This window comes from Nocardioides sp. Root682 (assembly GCF_001427795.1).
Lineage (GTDB): Bacteria > Actinomycetota > Actinomycetes > Propionibacteriales > Nocardioidaceae > Nocardioides.
Map to the genome: position 1 here is coordinate 916,109 of NZ_LMHJ01000001.1, position 19,146 is coordinate 935,254.

Genomic DNA, 19,146 nt, shown 5'->3' on the forward strand with positions numbered 1-19,146 from the left:
GCGAGCACGTCAGATGCAGGCGTCGAGCCGCGAACCAGATGCCGTCCCAGGGGTAATCAGCGCATCCGTCTCGTCTGCGTGCCGATCCGCCCAGCCAGTCCGGGCAGGGGGGTACCACCGCGATCGCTGGGCTGGAGCCTCCGTGGTCACCAGTGGTCGCGGGCAGACGGTGAGCGGCTCACCAGGCGACGCTGAAGTACTGGGTCTCGAGATACTCGTCGAGGCCATCGCGGCCACCTTCCCGTCCGATGCCGCTCTGCTTGAGCCCACCGAAGGGGGCCGAGGGGTCGGAGACGAGGCCGCGGTTGATGCCGACCATGCCGGCCTCCAGCGCCTCGCCGATGTGCAGAGCCTCCGCAAGTTCCGCGTAGACGTATGCCGCGAGTCCGGACTCCGTCGCGTTTGCGGCCGCGAGCAGTTCGTCCAGGTCGCGCCACACGACGATGGGTGCAACGGGGCCGAAGATCTCTTGGTCCAGCAGCGGATCGCTGGCGTCCAGCCCGGAGAGGACTGTCGGCGGGTAGAAGTAGCCCGGACCGTCAGGAGCAGACCCACGGTGAGCAACGACGGCGCCCCGATCAACGGCCGCATCGACGAGAGCTCGGACACCGTGCAACGCCTTGGCGGAGATGAGGGGTCCGATCTCGTTGTCAGCCGAGGCGGGGCCGACTCGCAGCGCTTCCACGCGCGCGCCGAGGCGCGCGATGAACTCCGGCGCGATGCTCTCGTGGACGTAGAAGCGGTTGGCGGCGGTGCAGGCCTGGCCGCCGTTGCGGAACTTGGCGATCACGGCTCCGTCGACGGCCGCCCCTATGTCGGCTGAACCGGTGACGATGAAGGGAGCGTTTCCGCCGAGTTCCATCGACGTGTTGACCACTCGCTCCGCGGCCTGGCTCAGAAGTGTCCGACCCACGCCGGTCGACCCGGTGAACGAGATCTTGCGTACCCGGGGGTCCTCCAGCCAAGCCGTCACCACGCCACCGGGATCAGTGGTCGGAACGACGTTCACCACCCCGTCGGGGACACCGGCCAACGAGATGAGCCGGGCGATCGCCAGTGCGGTGAGCGGTGTCTCTGCGGCCGGCTTGAGCACCACAGTGCAACCGGCGGCGAGCGCCGGGGCGATCTTGCGTGTCGCCATGGCAGCTGGGAAGTTCCACGGCGTCACCAGGGCCGCCACGCCGACTGGGCGATGGGTCACGATCGTCCTGGTCCCACCGCCCGGCGACGATCCGTAGTCACCGTGAGGCCGCACCGCCTCTTCGCCGTACCAACGAAAGAACTCCGCGGCGTAGGTGACCTCGGCGCGGGCGTCGGACAGGGACTTGCCGTTCTCCAGCGCGATCAACGACGCGAGAAGCTCTGCGTCGCCGAGGATCAGCTCGTGCACTCGCGCCAGCAGCTCGCTGCGAGCCCGAGGCGGCGTTGCCGACCAGGACGGCAGCGCCATCGAGGCCGCGTCCACCGCGGCGGTGGCGTCGCCCGCGGTGGCGTCGCCCACGAGGGCCACGATGTCGCCGGTGGCGGGGTCGTCAACCGGGAACAGGCCTCCGGAGGCCACCCACTCCCGGCCTCCGATGAGGAGGGCCTCGGTCAATGCAGGCGTCGCCGTCTCGACGGACGTGTTGGTGTTCATCAGGGATACAGACCTCTCAGCTCGTGAGCTTGGTAGACGCGCTCCACTGCCATGCAGGTGGCAGCCGTTCGCAAGGGCAGGCGCGTGCAGTCCGCGTGCGCCACCACGTCGTGCCAGGCGCGCGTCATCCGCTCGGACAAGCGCGCATTGACCTCGTCCTCGCTCCACCAGTAGGACTGGTTGGCCTGAACCCATTCGAAGTACGAGACGACGACTCCCCCAGCATTAGCAAGGATGTCGGGTACGACGAGCACGTCGCGCTCGGTCAGCAGCTGGTCCGCCTTCGCCGTGAGCGGCCCATTCGCGCCCTCGACGATCACCCTTGCTCGCACGGCAGCCGCATTCCCGGCGTGGATGGCGCCTTCGATCGCGGCAGGCACCAACAGGTCCACATCGGACACAAGGACCTCGTCGGCGGATATCGCGGAGCCTCCCGGAAAGCCCACAACGCTTCCTCCGGTCCGGTCGACGTAATCCTCCAAGGCCGCTACGTCGATGCCCGACGGATTGTGGAGCCCTCCGTAGACGTCGCTCACCGCGATCACGCGCACGCCGCTCTGCGCGAGGAGGCGGGCAGCACCACGACCCACCTTGCCGAACCCCTGTACTGCGGCAGTGGCGCTTCGGGCGTCGATACCTCGATGCTCCAGAGCCAGTAGAGAGATGGTCACCACACCTCGCGAGGTCGCCGCCGCCCGCCCCTGTGAGCCACCCAGCGCGATCGGCTTGCCGGTGACAACTCCGAGCACGGTATGGCCGTGGCCCACGGAGTAGGTGTCCATCATCCAAGCCATGGTCTGCTCGTCGGTACCCACGTCGGGTGCCGGGATGTCCCGGTTCGGGCCGATGATCGGGGCGATCTCTGAGGTGTAACGGCGCGTGATGCGCTCCAGCTCGGCGGTGCTGTAGTGGCGGGGGTCGATGGCAACGCCGCCTTTGGCTCCGCCATAGGGGACGTCCAGCAAGGCGCACTTCCAGGTCATCCACATCGCGAGCGCACGAACCTCGTCAAGATCCACGCTCGCGTGGAACCGCACCCCGCCCTTCGCGGGTCCTCGGGAGTAGTTGTGCTGCACGCGGTAGCCGCGAAGCACCTCAGTCGAACCGTCGTCGCGGCGTAGCGGGATGCTGACGCTGACCTCTCGTCGCGGCTCCACCAGCATGGAGTAGACCTCGGACCCAAGACCGAGCGCCTCGACTGCGGCCGACAACTGGTCCCGAGCATCGTCCAGGACCGCTCTGGGCGATCCATCCAACAGCGTCGTCATGACACGCTCGCCAGGCCCTCGGCCACGATCTCGAGCCCCTCGACGAGCAACTCGTCAGAGATGGTCAGTGGTGGAAGGAACCGGATCACGTTGCCGGCTGTGCCGCACGTCAGCGCAACGACGCCCCGGCCGTGGGCGAAGGCCGCCACACGCTTCGCGAGGTCGGCGTCGGGTCTGCCGTCGGTGGGGTCCACCAGTTCGACGGCCACCATCGCCCCGCGACCACGGACGTCACTGACCCGGGCGTCCTTGTCCTGGAGGGCGTTCAGGAATCCGAACAGGACGCCTTCGATCTCGCGCGCTCGTTGCAGCAGGCCGTCGGACTCTATGGTCTCGATCACCGCGAGTGCAGCTGCGCAGGCCAACGGGTTCCCGCCGTAGGTGCCGCCGAGACCGCCTGGATGGACGCTGTCCATGATCTCGGCCCGCCCGGTCACCGCAGAGAGTGGGAGCCCTCCGGCGATTCCCTTGGCCGTCGCGATGAGGTCGGGGACGACCCCGTCGTGCTCGACCGCGAACCAGGCGCCAGTGCGGCCGAAGCCCGACTGCACCTCGTCGGCGACGAACACCGCACCGTTGCGGCGGCACCAGTCTGCGAGGGCCGCCAGGAATCCGGGCGCCGGGACGATGAATCCCCCTTCGCCGTGGATCGGCTCGATCACGACTGCCGCGACCTGATCCGCTCCGACCTGGGCCTCGACCAGCGCGAGAGCCCGCTCAGCGGCCATGGCGCCGTCAACGCCGGGGACCTCTCGGAAGGGGTAGGAGGTCGGCACGCGGTAGACCTCACCGGCGAACGGGCCGAAGCCCCACTTGTACGGCATGGTCTTGGCGGTCATCGCCATCGTCAGGTTGGTACGGCCGTGATAGGCGTGGTCGAAGACAACGACCGCGTCGCGACCGGTATGGGAGCGAGCGATCTTGACCGCGTTCTCGACCGCCTCGGACCCGGAGTTGAACAGAGCCGAGCGCTTCTCGTGATCCCCCGGGGTCAGGCGCGCGAGATGCTCAGCCACGGCGACATACCCCTCGTAGGGGGTCACCATGAAGCAGGTGTGCGTGAACGCCGCGGCCTGCGCTGAGACCGCCTCCACCACGCGCGAGGCGCTACTGCCCACAGTCGTGACCGCGATGCCGGAACCCAGATCGATCAAACGGTTTCCGTCAGCGTCCTCGATGACTCCCCCGCCAGCACGCACCGCGAACACCGGCAGCGTAGTGCCCACGCCGGCGCTGACCGCCTGGGACTTGCGAGCCATCAGCTCGCGCGAGCGCGGGCCGGGAATCGTGGTGGCGAGGTGACGGGACTGCTCGAGGGGGCGCTGTTCGGGGGCCATGTCTCCCAGCCTGACCCGCAGGAATACTTGCTGTCCAAGCCTTCTTGAACACTAGACTCATGCTCCATGGACATGGATCTGCGGTTGCTGGATTACTTCGTCGCCACCGCGGACGCAGGCACCGCGACCCGGGCCGCGCAGTCGCTCCATGTGACGCAACCGGTCCTGTCGCGCCAGTTGCGCCAACTGGAGAGCCGGCTCGGTCTGCAGCTGTTCGAGCGCGAGGGGCGCGGTCTGCGACTGACCCGCGCCGCGGAGGACTTCCTGCCAGAGGCACGAAGCCTTCTGGCCCACGCACTACAGGTCAGGCGCGCCGCCGAGACCATCGCCGGCGGTCGGCTCTCCGAGCTCCACCTCGCGGTTCCCACGACCACTCTCACCGACGTGCTCGCCCCCTTCCTCGCAACACTCGGGGATGACGACCCCCTGCCGCTCGTCCGAGAGCTGGAGCCGCGCGGGGCTCTCGCTGCCATCCGCGCCGGAGCGGACCTGGCGGTGGTGACCCGGACGCCCCCGACTTCCCTGGCGTCTCGACTTCTCGCAGTCCTGCCGCTCTGGGCCTACGTGCGTGCCGACGACCCATGGGCTGGACGCTCAAAGGTGTCGGTCGCCGATCTCGCCCTCCGCCAACTCGTGCTTCTCACGCCGGAAATGCGGCCCAGGGCGCTCCTGGACGGGGCCTTCGACGCCGCCGGCCTCAGCTATGACTCGACCGTCGAGGTCACCAACGCCCAAGTGGCGCAAGCCGTAGCGGCTGCGGGACGCGGAGTCGCGGTGGTGTCCGACGACCCTCGCTTCGGCCTCGTCCCCCTGCACATCGACGGCCCCGCCGGACCTGTCCAGATCCGTCTCTACGCTGCATGGGACCCCCGGCACCACGCGGCTTCGGCCTTGGCGACACTGGCCGACCGCCTCGCAGCGTTCTGCGTCGACAGGTACGGCGAGCAGGTCCGATCACCGCAGTGACGCCAGCGACCGCGGTGTCCTGCACCAAGCCCAGGACTTTCACAATGACCCAGAGGTCGGGGCCCAGATGCCGCCCGAACAGCGTCCGCACCAGGCTCAGGTCGGCCACGGATGTCCCGGCGCGTCCAGATTCGTATACGCCGCCTCGACAGGCCCGCAGCCTTGATCCCCGCGCCGACTGCGTACGGATGCGGACAAGCAGCGGACCGGAAACGTCAGAGGCGGCTCCCGGATCTCTCCGGAAACCGCCTCTGACCTGCTATTTCACTTTGTAGCGGGGGCAGGATTTGAACCTGCGACCTCTGGGTTATGAGCGAAACCACCTGCACCTTTGGGGCCTCAGTTGACCCGCTCAGAGTGAGCAAATGTGAGGTATCATCGCAGGTCAGAGCGTGTTTTGGGATTCCGCAGACGTTCGCTGACCATCGCCACCTTTCGGCAAGGTTTGCTGATCTGTTGCTGACTTGGGAGGCGAGAGTGCCATGGCCTGGGTGGCCGAGAGAACGATCGGCGACGGGACCACACGGTTCCTTGCGCAATACCGCGACCCCGAGGGACGGATCCGCTCAGCCGGCACCCACTCATCCCGACGCGCGGCCGAGCGGGCCGGCAACCGCGAGGAACAGCGAGTCCTGACTGGGTCCTGGCACGACCGGACACTTGGGGCGGTCAGCTTCCAGCAGTATGTCGAGCGCGACTGGCTACCCAGCAAACACATCGAGGCCACCACCCGGGCGGCGTACATCTCGAACCTCGACAAGCACTTCTTTCCGTTCTTCGGGACCAAGGCGATGTACCAGGTCACACCGTCGCTCGTGCAGGACTGGGTGACCAAGGCAGCCGCCGACGGGCTCTCAGGGAGATCGATCAGCAAGTACCACACGATGTTGCACTCAATTTTCAAGCGAGCAGTCCGCGACAAGTTGATCGTGACCAATCCGTGCGAGCACACCGAGCTCCCGAAGGTCATCACCAAGAAGACCCGCACCCTGACCCCTGACGAGTTCGAGTCGCTGATCAAGGCCGTTCCCGACGAGCACCGGCTGATGGTCGAGACCGCGATCGAGACCGGCATGCGCTGGGGCGAGCTCATCGCCCTCAAGCCCCGCCACGTCGACTTCCTCCGCCGCACCGTGACCGTTCAGGACACGATCGTTGAGGTCTCCAAGAAGCACTCCCCCACGGGCGAGCGGTACGTCTCCAAGCCCTACCCCAAGGACAACGAGCCCCGGACGTTTGCGGTGCGTCAGGACTGGCTTGACGCGGTCGCCGAGCACATCGAGCTCCGCAACATCGGCCGTGACGACTTGCTCTTCACCACCCGGGCCGGAACGCCAATCTCCCGCAACACCTTCCGGACTCGCGTGTGGCTCCCTGCCGTCAAAGCCAGCGGTGTCGGGTTCGCAGTCCGTATCCACGATCTGCGACACGCCCACGCCTCCTGGCTCCTCGCCGGCGGCTCCGACCTCAAGTCCGTGATGGACCGACTCGGACACGCCCAGATCCAGACGACGCAGAAGTACCTCCACGCACTAAAGGAAGCCGACCAACACAACCTCGACGCTCTTGACCGGATGCAGCGACGCAGATAGCCAAGGTGCCCGCTGCGCCGGTTCGACTCGACGCAACTGAACTCGGGCGAGCGCCCCTGTGCGGCATCGCGACGCCGGTGGCGGGCCATCCCGCCGGCGAAGGCCCCCGAACGGCGTGCGGGTCGAGTCCGAGCGTCGGTCGCCACGTGGGCCCGTACGGATCAAACCTGCCGAATTCGCGCGCTCCGGGACGGATGTTCGTAAAGTCTCAACGTGGCCGACGGACTTTTCTACTACGTACGCGATGCCGGATCACGCGCGGCGCACCACTGGGATTACGACGGCGACCGCAGCGACCACTCGCTCTGCGGGACGCCCTACGTAGAGCCGATCGCCTACGAAGGCGACGAGCGGCCACGATCCGTTTGCCGCGCGTGCCAGCGGCTTACCGTGCCGCATGAGGCGCGTTGGTGGAAGGAACGGGCCGATGGCCTGCTCGAGGAGGTCGCGTCGCTCGCAGACTCGGCTATCGCCCTGCGCGCGGAACTGCAACGCGTACGTACCCACGCAGACAACCAGCGCCGACAGCTCGCCGAACTCCAGAAGTCGGCCGGTCGCGTCAAGAACGGCAGCCAGCCGCGCCCGAAGCCCGCGGCGAAGAAGCCCAAACCCAAGGCTGCGAAGGCCGCCCAGCCGAAGTACCGCCAGCAGAGAATCCACATCGTGTCCGGCGGTGCCCCCGGTCTCGGCAAGCGTCGCTGATCTCTGGCTCCGATCGAGCGCCAGCTGTCGGAAGCTGATGCGATGATCTGATGCGTGGACTGGGATTCGAGCGACGAGTGGGCGCAGGTGATGGGCGATCAGGGTCCCTGGATCCGACACGTCGCTCAGGCTTGGCAGGCGGCCGCCACCGACGCGCCGGACACGCCCATCCCGAGCCGGCCAGCACCCGAAGCACAGCACGACGCCCACATCGCGTACTGGACACCAGTACTCCACCTCTTGATCTTCGGACTGGGCTGGACACGCCCAGATCTCGGACTCGCAGCGTGGCGCGCGAGGCGGTGGCCTCTCGATGATCCGATTCTGCGCGTCGTACACCGGTGGTGGGGAGAGGATGGCGTCTTAGACATCTTGGCCTGGTTCGCGATGAACGAAGGCATCACGTTCAACCTCGAGCATCACGTCGACGCACACTCGATGGCACAACCACCTCGCGAAGCGCCGTTCCGCGACACCCCAGAATTCGAGGAACGTCGACGCTCGCCGGAATGGCAAGCAGCATTCGGCGGGGGCACAGATTCATTGCATCTGACCCATCACCTCGGTTCACCGTTGGTCTTGGCGGGCCCACACAACCCGACGTTCTTTGATCAACGCTGGGTGTCGGCGGACGATCCGAATGAGGTTCCCCGATTCACCGTCATCAACGACCGCTACGAGGGCTGGTATGTCGACTTCTGGCACTACCAGGTCGAACTCGGCCCAAATGGCCGATCAGTGCGCACCGAGGTGTTCGTGCGACCCATCGGCTGGCTCGGTGAGTTCCGTCAGCACAAGACCACTCGGCTCTGGTTCCGCGGCCGCGCGGCTATACATATGTGGGGCCAACCAACTCAATAAGCACAGCAAGCCTCCCGGATCAGCAATGACACGTGCCGTGGAGGCGGTGGATTGTCGAAAGTCCTGCTGTCGTCGGAGGACGGACCTAACGTGGCTCCCGTGTCAGCGAACCAACACGACCTTCTCTCGACCCACGGATATCACCCCGTGAGCTCCGACATCGCCGAGTTCCTCACCCGCGTGCATTTCGAGCAGCTTCTCGTGTTCGGGGCAGGGGTACCGGATGTCGTCGACTCGGTAGCGGAGTGCCGCAGCCAGGCCGCGCCGCCAGCAGACCTTCCCACCGGCATCTACTGGTTCGGTGACCTGGATCCGAATCTCATCCTCCTCGTCCTCACCGGCGCACCGCCTGGACCATCGACAGCGCTGCCCGCAGCCGACGTACCCCTCGGGTCGGTGTTGGACCACGCACTGACTTGGGCAGAATCGTCCTGGGACACCGCCATGGTTGTGCCACGAGCCGCGTTCCCGGTCGGCTCGGACGTCGTGGTCGCGGGCACCGGACACGATGGCATCGTGCGGGATGGCCGTCAGTACATCGCGGGTCGGTGGATCTACAGGGTCTTCGCGGCAGGCGCGACCGTTCGTCGCGACGAGCAGGCGCTCACCGCTCCTCTGGTCAAGGACCTGGCATCTGCCTGGGTCCAGACGCAGCCGGTCTCACCGCAGAGATTCGCGGCGACTCTTACACGAGCCAAACTCGGTGGCCGGTTCACCGACACCATGTTCTCCTTCCGAGCGACTCGCACCATCTTTCGTCCCTATCAGTTCAAGCCAGTGCAGAAGCTCCTGGACACTGGCACGTTGCGGCTGCTGATCGCCGACGAGGTCGGGCTGGGCAAGACGATCGAGGCAGGACTGGTTTGGACGGAACTGGAGGCTCGACGACAGGCCAATCGGGTCTTGGTGGTCTGCCCCTCGGCTCTTCTCACGAAGTGGCGGCGCGAGATGGAAGAGCGTTTCGCGTTCGACCTCGTCGAACTCGACAACGACGGACTAGCTGACCTTCTCGATCGGCTCGAATCGGGCAGACTGCCGCTACGCAGCGCACATGTTTGCAGCATCGAACGTCTGCGGACATGGGAAGGCGCCGACCGCGCGACGGCGCTCGACCTCGAGTTCGACCTCGTGATCGTCGACGAAGCACACGCCTTCCGTAATGCCGACACACGGACCTACGAGTTGGGCGAAAACCTCTCCGCATGGGCAGAGGCACTGGTCATGTTGTCGGCGACGCCGGTCAACCTCCGCAATCGCGACCTCTACAACCTCCTCAGCCTGCTCGTCCCCGGGGAGTTCGTCGACCTCGACTCGTTGGAGGAACGTTTGGCACCCAATCGGATCTTCCATCGGATCACCCGGTCGCTCACCGATCCAGGCGTGACCAACTCGGAGCGGCGAGCGTGGCTCGACGAGCTTGCCGACGACCCCTTCGGAGAGATCCAGAGTCGCCGGCCGGATTTCAAGTTGCTGGCATCGACCCTTGAACGCGAGGTGTTGTCCCCGGCCGACGCAGTCCAAGTGAAGCGATTCTGTGCAGAACTGCACGGCCTCTCGGCCGAGATCACCCGGACTCGCAAAGTCGACGTCCAAGAGTTCAAAGCTGTTCGCGAACCGCATCTCGTGGACGCGACCTTCAACGCGCAGGAGGCAGCCTTTTACGAGGCGTTCCGGGCGTGGTGCGTCCGGCGGGCTGACGCCGTCGGGATGCCCTTGCATTTCGCGATGCAGATGCCTCTGCGCTTGGCAGGGAGCTGCCTACCCGAGGCTGCCAGAACTGTCATCGACTGGCAGCCCGGACGTCGAGCCCAGAGCGACTCCGATGACGGCGTCGAACCCGCGTCGCTCTCGACCGACGTACCACCGGATGAGCACCTGTCGACCTTGGCCAGATCTCTGTCGGGTGACTCCAAGTTCGACGCCTTCAGGACCGCGATCGACGACCTGATCGGACAAGGCAAGCGGATCATCGTCTTCACGCACTCACGGCGCACTTTGCGCTACCTGCATTCCCGACTTGACGACGACGCGCGGATCGTCGTCCTCCACGGCGACGTCGACCGGCGCGGTCGAGACAAGGTGATGTCGGACTTCCGGGCACACGCTCACGACGTCCTGATCGCCACCAAGGTCGCCAGCGAGGGCCTCGACTTCGAATTCTGCTCCGCAGTCGTGAATTACGACTTGCCATGGAACCCGATGGAGGTCGAGCAGAGGATCGGTCGTATCGACCGCATCGGCCAGCGTGAGGAGAAGCTCGCCGTCCTCCACTTCCACACTCCCGGCACCATCGAGACCGACATCATCGAACGAGTGATGGCACGTATTGGCGTTTTCGAACACGCCATCGGCGAGCTCGAGCCGATCCTCGACTCTCATTGGAAGGCGATGCAGGACGTCCTGTTCGACTTCTCGCTCTCCGCGGAGCAGCGCGCAGAACAGGAGCGCCTGGCGCTTTTGGCTCTGGAGGAGCAAGCCCGCGCTCTGGCCGACGTGGCGGCTGCTGCGCCCAGCCTGGTCAGCAGCGACGGGGCAGACATCGAAGGTCTGGCACAGGACCTCGAGGCGAGCGGCCGGTATCTGGGCCAGGACGAGCTCGCCCTCCTCGTCCAGGACTGGGCGGATACTTTCGGCGGCCGATTCGAGCGCGATGGCCTCGTGGTCCGACTGCTCGGCACAGATGAGATGACCGAGCACGTCAGGTCCCTCGTTCGTACCGGCGAACGACTTAACGTCGAGGTCGGAGAGCTCGTCGCTGCCCTCCAAGGTGGGCTGCCGATCACGCTGTCGATCGATCAGGAACTGTCACGGGTGTCCGGCATTCCTCTGCTGACTGCCAACCACCCGATCATCCGAGCAGCGGCTGGAACCCCCGGCCACCGCCACGGCAGATACACCTCGCTCTCGATGAGCTCATCTGATGCCGGCGTCCCGCCTGGGCGATATCTGTCGCTCCTCACTCTGGTGACGTGGGACGGGCTGCGCCCGCTCCACGAAGTGTGGACCTCGACGATCGACCTGGGCACCTTGGCAGACGCGGGGACCGACCCAGGGTTGGCCGTCATGCGAGGGCTCGCTCGAGGCGATCTCTGCTCGGGAGCGCTGCGCCCGTGGCCCGGGGCGAGCGAAGCCGTCGAGATGGCGACCTTTCACCTCGAGGGCAACATCGCCGTCCGCCGGGTCGAGCTCGAGGCCGAGAACTCAGCGTTCATCGAGACGAGGCGCCGCTCGTTCGTCCAGGTCAACCAGCGGCGGCTCCACACGCTGACAGAGACGCTCAGGGTCCACGGCGAAAGAGGGAACAAGAAGGCCATTCCACTCACCGAGGCTCGAATTCGCAAACAGCGCGACAGACATGCTGCCCAGCTCGCGCGGCTCGACGCCACTGCGACACCGCAGCTCACCAGTCAGGACCTCGCTGTCTGCGTGATCGACGTGCACCATGACTGACCAGACTGATCTGCCGACCGAGCGCGCTCGCAACGACGCGTACCTGAGGAGACTGATCGCCTCCCCTCCTGAGAGGCCCGCGGTGAGCGTGGCTCGCAGCAGACTCTGGGTCGAGCCCACCGGGATCACCGGTCCCTCGCTGAACGGCATCCACCCTCTGGTGGCCGACTCGGCTTCGATGCGGGCGACGAGTTCTTGGGAAAGGACTGCTACATCGGCTCCAGACGAGTCGATGACGGCGACTTCCAAGTGGTGTCCTGGGATGCACCGGTCTCGCAACGACTCTTCTACGGGCAGCGGCGGGCGCGGTGCACCGTCGATGGCGAGCTGGCTGTCCGTCGCACCTTCGAGCACGATGACGAGGACATCGCGTCAATCCACGACGAGTGGCTCATGCCGATCGAACCGTCGCCGTTCTCCTCGACACTGGCAGTCCCCACCCCGAACGAAGTCGGATCGCACCGCCGTCGACGCGGAAAGCGACGAGAGGGCCCCGGCGCTCCGCAGTCGTCAGAGGCCAGTTCGAGGTCTGACAGCGAGCTGACCGGCTTGGAGGACATGCGGGCGCCGAGCGCGGTCCTGAGCAAACTGTCTTCCCCACGGACCGCCACGCTCCGCTCGGTGTTGGCGACGCTGCAGCCGGACCAGTTTGATGTGGTGTCTGAACCCTCCGACGGCGACGTCATCGTCCAAGGGCACCCTGGGACCGGGAAGACGGTGGTCGCGGCATATCGCTCTGCTTTCCTCGTCAGCCCGGAACGGGGCCGTGCAAAGGCGAACTCAGTCCTGCTGGTCGGCCCGACGCCGCAGTATGTGGAGCACGTCCGCGACCTGCTTCGACCGCTGGATCGCGACGGGAGGGTCACCATCACCCACATCGCCCACGTGCTGGACCAGGCCGTGTCGATCAAGGGCCAGTGGCTAGGCGGAATCGGCGGGGAGCACGACGAGGTCGATGCACGTGCGCAGGTCTTCGGAGTCCTTGCCGAGGAGCGCCTCCGGAGCCGCACCGTCTCATCGAATCCGAGGGTCGCACGACGAGAACACATCCGCATGCTCTACGAGCTCGTGCGCAATAACGGAGATGCTCACGGGCCGCTTTCGGAGCATCCAGCCGACGTGGCCTGGATGAACCGCCTTCCATCGTTCGACCAAGCCGTACGGCTACGCCGGTATCTGCCGCTACTGGCACAACTCGCACGCACCTTCGACGATGTTCGCACCGGGGACCAGTTCGATCACGTCGTCGTCGACGAAGCCCAGGATCTCTCCCCGATCGAGTGGAACGTCCTCGAGCAGCACTTGCGTCAGGGCGGACACTGGACGCTGGTGGGCGATATGAACCAGCGACGGTCAGCAGCGACGTACCCCAGCTGGATGGAGGTGGCCCGACACCTCGGGCTGCGTCACAATGGCACTGCGGTGGAGCCCACTGCATTGCGCCGCGGCTACCGGTCGACTACGCCAATTCTGAGGTTCGCTGACAGGCTTCTTCTGGCGAGTGAACGCGGTGCTTCGTCGATCCAGTCGGACGGTCCTGAGCCTGCCGTGCGACACATCGCGTCTCGAGACGCCTTGATTCCCGAGGCCCTGGCCAGCGCCTCCCGGCTACTCACTGAACATCCGGGTGGCACGGTCGCGATCATCACTATGGACCCAGGAATGGTCATCGACAGGCTCGGACGTCAGGGTTGGCGACGGGGCCAGACGGCGACGACGTGGACGACGGCCGAGCTCTCGTTGAGCGTCTTGGCGCCCGAGAACGCACGGGGACTCGAGTTCGATGGGGTCGTCGTGATCGAGCCCGGTGTCTTCCCGGAAAATCAAGGGAGGGCAGGGCAGCTGTACACCAGCCTTACCCGAGCAAACCGGGAGCTGGAGGTCGTGTGGCACCGGAGTCTCCCCCCGCCGCTAAGAACGGCAGGTAGAGGTTGAAGCCGGGCGAAGCAATACTGCCGTTCCATGCTCATGCGTCGGGGGTCGTTCGTACGATCCGTGCATGACGTCAGGTGCGGCTACCAACTTCCTGAGCGAGTGGGCGCAGCTCCGGGCACAGGAAGAGCCTGCGTCCGTCGACCAGGTCGATCGGCTGATGTCACGTTCCAGCACTCCGCGAGAACGACTACTCGTGGCAGCCATCGAGATCGAGACCGGGTGCAGCTCCGACGACGACGTCCTCTTCGGGCGTGGAGTGGCGCGATTCCGATCCGGACTCCACGAGGAACAGTTGGAAGTCCTCGGATGCTTTACCGACCTCGCGATGTTCGGGCCAGCAGAACGACGACGCACCCTCTTCTGGGATGTCTGGTCGGGTGAGTTGGGACCGGCCGATCCTGTGATGCGACTTCTCGCAAGCCGATCGACTTCGGATGCAGAGACTTTGGTCGCCCATCCGACGACATCGCGCCTGGGAGAGCTCGGTCGCGGATTCCAGCAGGAGCTGCAGCGGGAGCTCGCTTGGCTTGCAGTCGATTCCTACATCGCTCATCGCGACATCGCCTGGCTCGATCTCGTGAGGTCCCCATTTCTCGAGCTCCGCCCGGAAGCTGCCGGCTTCTGGGAGTACGAGCTCATCCGCGCAGTCACTGAGCTCGCCCTGGGGCAGACCGCGGATGCAACGGGCCGTGTGCGTCGCCTCTGTGTCGCGCAGGGGAGCAGCGGGTGGCGCTTGAAGGCAATCCGTCGCGCCGTCGCTACCTACAGTGCACTGGCTGCACCGGACGTCGATCTCTGGGCCACGGCATGCGAGGCTCCTGCGCTGGCGACGGCCGACGCCGCCTCACCACAGGAGGAGCTCGGCGCCTTCATGCTCATGGCGGCTAGGGGTTCGTGGAGCGAGACAGCGTTGGCTGATGCACTGGGCCAGTTGGAGCACCGCCCGACGGACTTGTTCCTCTTCTTGCTCCAGTTCGCGGATCAGCCCTTCGGTCCGCAGTTGGCGCGCATGCTGAGCACACACGTCGGCGACCCTGCGAGGGTGAGCAGCCTCCCTTGGCCGGGACGCGAGAACGCTTTCGCCCGCGCTTGCCGTTCGCTGCCGCCCGATGCGGGCCTCCCCCTCCTGGCTGCCGCCGCCGAATCACTCGGGACTCCGCAGCTCCGGGCATCACTCATCGACGCGCTCGAACGAAGCAGCGCCCACGCTCTCGACCGATTCGAACACCAACGCCTGCAGGCGATGTTGACGGCCCACCTTTCTGCCCTCTCATCGCCCGCCAAGGAAATGGCCCTGCGCGGAGCGGTCTACCGCGCGATCGTCGACGGTTCCAACGTGGTGCTGGCGGGTGTTCACAGCCATGACCGTCCCGGTAGGTTCGCCTACTACGAGCAGCTGGTGAGTGACTTGACTGATGCCGGGTTCCGGGAGATCGTCACCTACTTCGATGCGAAGCTCAGACACGGCTTCCCTGCCTCGGAGTGGTCGAAGATCGAGGCCCTTGAGGCGGACCGCAAGGCGATGGTCGTCAGGGGCATCGCCGACGTCCACGTGATCCGACACTTCTTAGAGGCTCCGCGTGCATCCTGGATCGTCACGAACGACGACTACAAGGACCACCTCGCAGACTTTCCCGGATTCGACCAGTACTGGTTCTCGCACCGTTTGCACTTCCACGTCGACCAGTCCGACAGAATCGCCTGGGACCGACCGCTGGACTCACCGCGCCTACCACGCGGCGCACCATTCAAGCCTTACTCCCCGAACAGGAGCATCGGATGAAGGACACTCAGCAAGCTCCGCACACGGCGCAGTGGTTGGCTTCAGCTGACGCCGCAGCCCTGGAAGCAGAGGGCGATCGAGCATCTGCGGGGCTGCGAGCATTGTCTAGAGACGGTATCGAGTCCGGCTTGGCGAGTGTCGTCAATGTCCTTCGTCGCACGCTCGAGAACGGCTCAGAGCTCGATCCGCTCCCGCCGTCCAAAGCCAGGCCGCTCGTGATGGCGTCACTGGTCTTCATCCGCGACAACCGGGAAGCCATTCTCGATCTGGACAACAGTGGCGTTCTCGTCTCGACCCTACGACGCCTACATCACCGCAAGGAACAGTTCGGTAATCCGACGATCATCAGAAATCTCGACGACCTGATGGCTCTCCTGGGTCCGGAGGAACCAACGGCACTCGCCGCCGCGCCAAGTTCCGGAAACGTGCCGGCGCTCACCCCGTCCGGTGAGTCTTCGCCACAGCAGAGCCCGCTCGACGAGTGGCTTATCCAGCGGGAGGGATTCGCCACTGATGACCGCATTGGGGGTGACATCCGCTTCTTGAACGCCTACCTGGGACGCGCCATTCCGACGTCTTTTGCCGAGGCCCTGTACCACGACGACAGCTTCTGGTCGGAGGCTCCTGTTCTGGCCTGGCTCGACCTTCGAGCCGAGCCGTTCGACGCTGACACAACGGGGGTGGCGGCGGCCGCGCTGCTCAACGCGAAGCTGAGGCTGGTGAGGCCGCGCTTCTTTTTGAGGAATCCCTCCAGTCTGGTGATCCAGCCCATCGCCAACTCGGCCGAACTGGAACAACTTCGCACCGAGATCCGCAATGATCTGGTGGTCCGGACCCTGACCACTGTCCTCGATGCGCGATCGGTCCTCGAATCAGAACGCCGTCGAGGCCCCAAGGCAACGGTGCGGAAGAACGAGGTGCTCAAGGTCTCCGACACGCTCAAGGCCCTCTTCTCCCGTCTCGGTTTCGACGAACGGCCGGAAGTCGGGACCTCGCTTGCCTTCGACCCGGTCGAGCACCACGGTCCGAGTGATACCGAGAGCCAAGAATCTGTCGTCGTCACGCGGCCCGGGCTCTGGGACCTCTCGACCAACCGATACATCATCAGCCCAGTCGTGCGACGTCCACGCGATCAACGAGTCGAAGACGAATCAGGAGAATCCAAATGAGCCACGGCGAACTGGGCGTGGGCATTGACCTCGGCACCTCGAACTCGTCGATCTGCAGGCTCGATGTCGGCAGAGGAACCTACGATTTCGACTTCGCCAAGGATGAAGGCGGGCGCACTGATCTGCCGAGTCTCGTGTCGGTGTACGGCGGCGAGATGTACTTCGGCGATGCTGCTGTCCGTCGTGAACGGAGCGCCGACGCGAGCTCGCTTCGCAATTTCAAGCTCCTACTGAGAGACAACACGCCGGTCCAGCTCGGCGATCGAGAGTACGAGCCGGTCGAGCTCATGCACCGATTCCTTCGCTACCTGAAGGGCGTCTACGAAGCCCAGTGGGGGCCCCTCTCGAAGGCTGTCATCACGGTTCCTGCGTACGAGGAGTTCGACCTCGACTACCAGGAACGCCTACGCCAAGCGGCCGCGGGCGCGGACGGGAAGCCGTTGTTCACGGATGTGAAGACATTGAAGGAACCGGACGCCGTGCTCGTTAGTTTGATCGACGTCGATCAGCTCGAGGGACAGACGATCCTGGTGTTCGACATGGGCGGCGGCACCCTGGACGTCAGTGTCCGCAAGGTCACCCCCAACCCTGGCGAGCCCAAGCGACCTATCCTCAAACAACTCGCCATCACGGGGTCCAGCGCAGCCGGCGTGGCACTCACTTTCGACTACGGAGTCAAGCTCGTCGAGCAGTGGGCCACGAAGTCGAAGATCACGTTGGACATCGGCCAAATCGAACAGGTCATCAAGTCGAACTTTGCTGCATTCGACGCATCCAAGATCGCACTCAGCGGACTCTCTCAGCGCGAAGGCCTCGACTCGACAATCGTCGATCCGTTCACCTTGGAAGGCGGCGAGTTCGGCCGAGCCATCCAGCTCTCTCCCCGACCTGTCGATCTCACTGAACTCTCCAGTCAGGTCTGCGATGACGCGGTCGCAACGGTCGAAAAGGCGCTGAGCGAGGCAGGCCTTCTCGTCACCGACATCGACACCTACATCATGGTCGGCGGCGCCAGCCAACTGCCACTGATGCGCCACCGACTCGTGGAGTTCTTCGGCAAACAGCCGCTGAGCAACGTGTCCGATCTCGGACGGATCGATCCGCGCAACGCGATCAGCAAGGGAGCCGCGGTCTTCGACCTCGAGCGACCGTCCGTCACCGGCGACAGTTCCGCGGTGAACGCTCCGAGCGTTCCGAACACGTCGCCCATCCTGGAACAGATCCTTCCCTACGATCTTTCTCTTCTCGTGGATGCCGGCGCGAAGCTGCAGGTTCTCGTAAGTAAGGGCACGAACTTGCCGGCGCCTGACAAGAGCGTCACCTTCTACATGCCCAAAGCCGACGACAACATCGACATCGCGCTCTACCGCGGCTCGGGCATGCCCTCCCAGGCGCACGAGGTCACGCGTCGACGGGTCTGGTTCGACAGGAAGCTGGCGGTGAACGCCGAGGTCCATGTCACCTTCGAGGTCGCCGATGACGGAGCCGTCACGGTTTTCGTGAGCGGGGACAGCGGGGAGCCGAAGTTGGCTATCCTCACTGAAAAGCCCATCTGACAAGGAGCATCATGAGTGAAGGCAACCTGCCCTCCACGACGAAGGCAGCACCGTTGCCCGACACCGGTAACCTGCCATCGACCAAGAAGACGCCCGTGACGAAAAGCGCGTCCGGCGCCAGTCGCGTCAAGGAGCCCCAGGGTAGTCGCGTCGTTCAGTACGGACCTGACTGGATGAAGCACGTGTTGGCGGGCGGCGAACTGAAAGCTGGGAACCTCCTGGTCAACTGACCATGCGGAGCGCCTCTCTTACGCGAGCCTGGCCATTGCCATTCCGGATCCGCGTGGTATGCCGTCTGGAATCGGATCGGCGACCAAGTGAGCGCGACGGCATCGGCCGATTCACGCAGGCGGCGCCGATGCGAATCGCCGCAAGGCATACCGGAACCCGAGGTTGGGGTCCGTGGCCGGAAGCGCAGACGCGCTGGAGCGCCTCGACCGGATCAGCTCCGCAGAGCATCGCGTAGGCGGCTCCGACGGTAGGCGTCCGACTCTGGGCCGCGACACAGTGCACGACGGCCTGGTGCGACATTGACGACGTCGCCCGCTCGGGAATACGACCGCCGGGACGCTTGTTGCAGCCCGCATGCCTGAGCCCACCACCGTCGTTGCAGCAATCGGACGCGCAGCCGGGGGGCCAATTCTGGCTAGCCTTCGCTCTAGGTGGGGCCGTCGGCAGGCTCGGGCCTATTGGACGGCGCCGGACTGGACGCCCTCCTCCCAAAACGTCGGTCGGTCCATCGTCCCGGTTGTGAAGGCCACGTGGGCAGTGCGCGGCTCCGAGCCCGCCCAAGGTGTCGTTGTGCAGGTTCGGGACCCGCGAAAGACGTGGCGAACATGCTCGTCCCCGAAGGGCACGGTTTCCGTGCCGACGGACCGCTTGTACACGTAC

The 19,146-nt window shown here is 65.4% G+C and carries 13 protein-coding genes; 10 read left to right on the top strand and 3 right to left on the bottom strand.

Features of this window, described 5'->3' with window-relative positions:
- Positions 1-178 precede the first annotated feature (178 nt).
- Genes ASD84_RS04350 through gabT form a run of 3 tightly spaced genes read right to left on the bottom strand, consistent with a single transcriptional unit; the run spans position 179 to position 4,241 of the window.
- Positions 179-1,636, bottom strand: coding sequence for an NAD-dependent succinate-semialdehyde dehydrogenase (locus tag ASD84_RS04350; protein WP_056706990.1), 1,458 nt, complete (start codon positions 1,634-1,636; stop codon positions 179-181).
- Positions 1,636-2,904, bottom strand: a complete 1,269-nt coding sequence (locus ASD84_RS04355; RefSeq protein ID WP_056706992.1) for a Glu/Leu/Phe/Val family dehydrogenase — start codon at positions 2,902-2,904, stop codon at positions 1,636-1,638. Before ASD84_RS04355 ends, ASD84_RS04350 begins: the two co-directional genes overlap by 1 nt.
- Complete coding sequence (gene gabT, locus ASD84_RS04360) at positions 2,901-4,241, bottom strand: 4-aminobutyrate--2-oxoglutarate transaminase (protein WP_056706994.1); 1,341 nt, start codon at positions 4,239-4,241, stop codon at positions 2,901-2,903. Before gabT ends, ASD84_RS04355 begins: the two co-directional genes overlap by 4 nt.
- A gap of 66 nt (positions 4,242-4,307) precedes the next feature.
- On the opposite strand from gabT, the gene ASD84_RS04365 reads away from it, so the two are divergent.
- The 10 genes from ASD84_RS04365 to ASD84_RS04410 all read left to right on the top strand — a co-directional run bounded on the left by ASD84_RS04365 (position 4,308) and on the right by ASD84_RS04410 (position 18,485).
- Positions 4,308-5,207, top strand: a complete 900-nt coding sequence (locus tag ASD84_RS04365; protein ID WP_235530969.1) for a LysR family transcriptional regulator — start codon at positions 4,308-4,310, stop codon at positions 5,205-5,207.
- Positions 5,208-5,689: 482 nt separating this feature from the next.
- Complete coding sequence (locus tag ASD84_RS04370; protein ID WP_056706997.1) at positions 5,690-6,799, top strand: tyrosine-type recombinase/integrase; 1,110 nt, start codon at positions 5,690-5,692, stop codon at positions 6,797-6,799.
- Between the two features lie 213 nt (positions 6,800-7,012).
- Positions 7,013-7,501 carry a zinc ribbon domain-containing protein gene (locus ASD84_RS24980; RefSeq protein ID WP_156391563.1) on the top strand — a complete coding sequence of 163 codons (489 nt, stop codon included), beginning with the start codon at positions 7,013-7,015 and terminating at the stop codon, positions 7,499-7,501.
- Positions 7,502-7,555: 54 nt separating this feature from the next.
- Entirely contained in the window at positions 7,556-8,362 is an 807-nt protein-coding gene (locus tag ASD84_RS04380) for a hypothetical protein (protein ID WP_056707001.1), read from the top strand.
- Between the two features lie 147 nt (positions 8,363-8,509).
- Entirely contained in the window at positions 8,510-11,812 is a 3,303-nt protein-coding gene (locus ASD84_RS04385; protein ID WP_056707003.1) for a DEAD/DEAH box helicase, read from the top strand.
- Between the two features lie 195 nt (positions 11,813-12,007).
- A complete protein-coding gene (locus tag ASD84_RS04390) occupies positions 12,008-13,747 on the top strand; it encodes a UvrD-helicase domain-containing protein (RefSeq protein WP_156391564.1) in 1,740 nt (579 codons plus the stop codon).
- A 64-nt stretch (positions 13,748-13,811) separates the two neighbouring features.
- Entirely contained in the window at positions 13,812-15,530 is a 1,719-nt protein-coding gene (locus ASD84_RS04395) for a hypothetical protein (protein ID WP_156391565.1), read from the top strand.
- Positions 15,527-16,699: a hypothetical protein gene (locus tag ASD84_RS04400; protein WP_156391566.1), complete on the top strand. Its 1,173-nt coding sequence runs from the start codon at positions 15,527-15,529 to the stop codon at positions 16,697-16,699. The genes ASD84_RS04395 and ASD84_RS04400 overlap by 4 nt, the downstream gene beginning before the upstream one ends.
- Positions 16,696-18,255: an Hsp70 family protein gene (locus tag ASD84_RS04405; protein ID WP_056707011.1), complete on the top strand. Its 1,560-nt coding sequence runs from the start codon at positions 16,696-16,698 to the stop codon at positions 18,253-18,255. The genes ASD84_RS04400 and ASD84_RS04405 overlap by 4 nt, the downstream gene beginning before the upstream one ends.
- Positions 18,256-18,266: 11 nt before the next feature.
- On the top strand, positions 18,267-18,485 hold the full coding sequence (locus ASD84_RS04410) for a hypothetical protein (protein ID WP_056707014.1): 219 nt from the start codon (positions 18,267-18,269) through the stop codon (positions 18,483-18,485).
- Positions 18,486-19,146 lie beyond the last annotated feature (661 nt).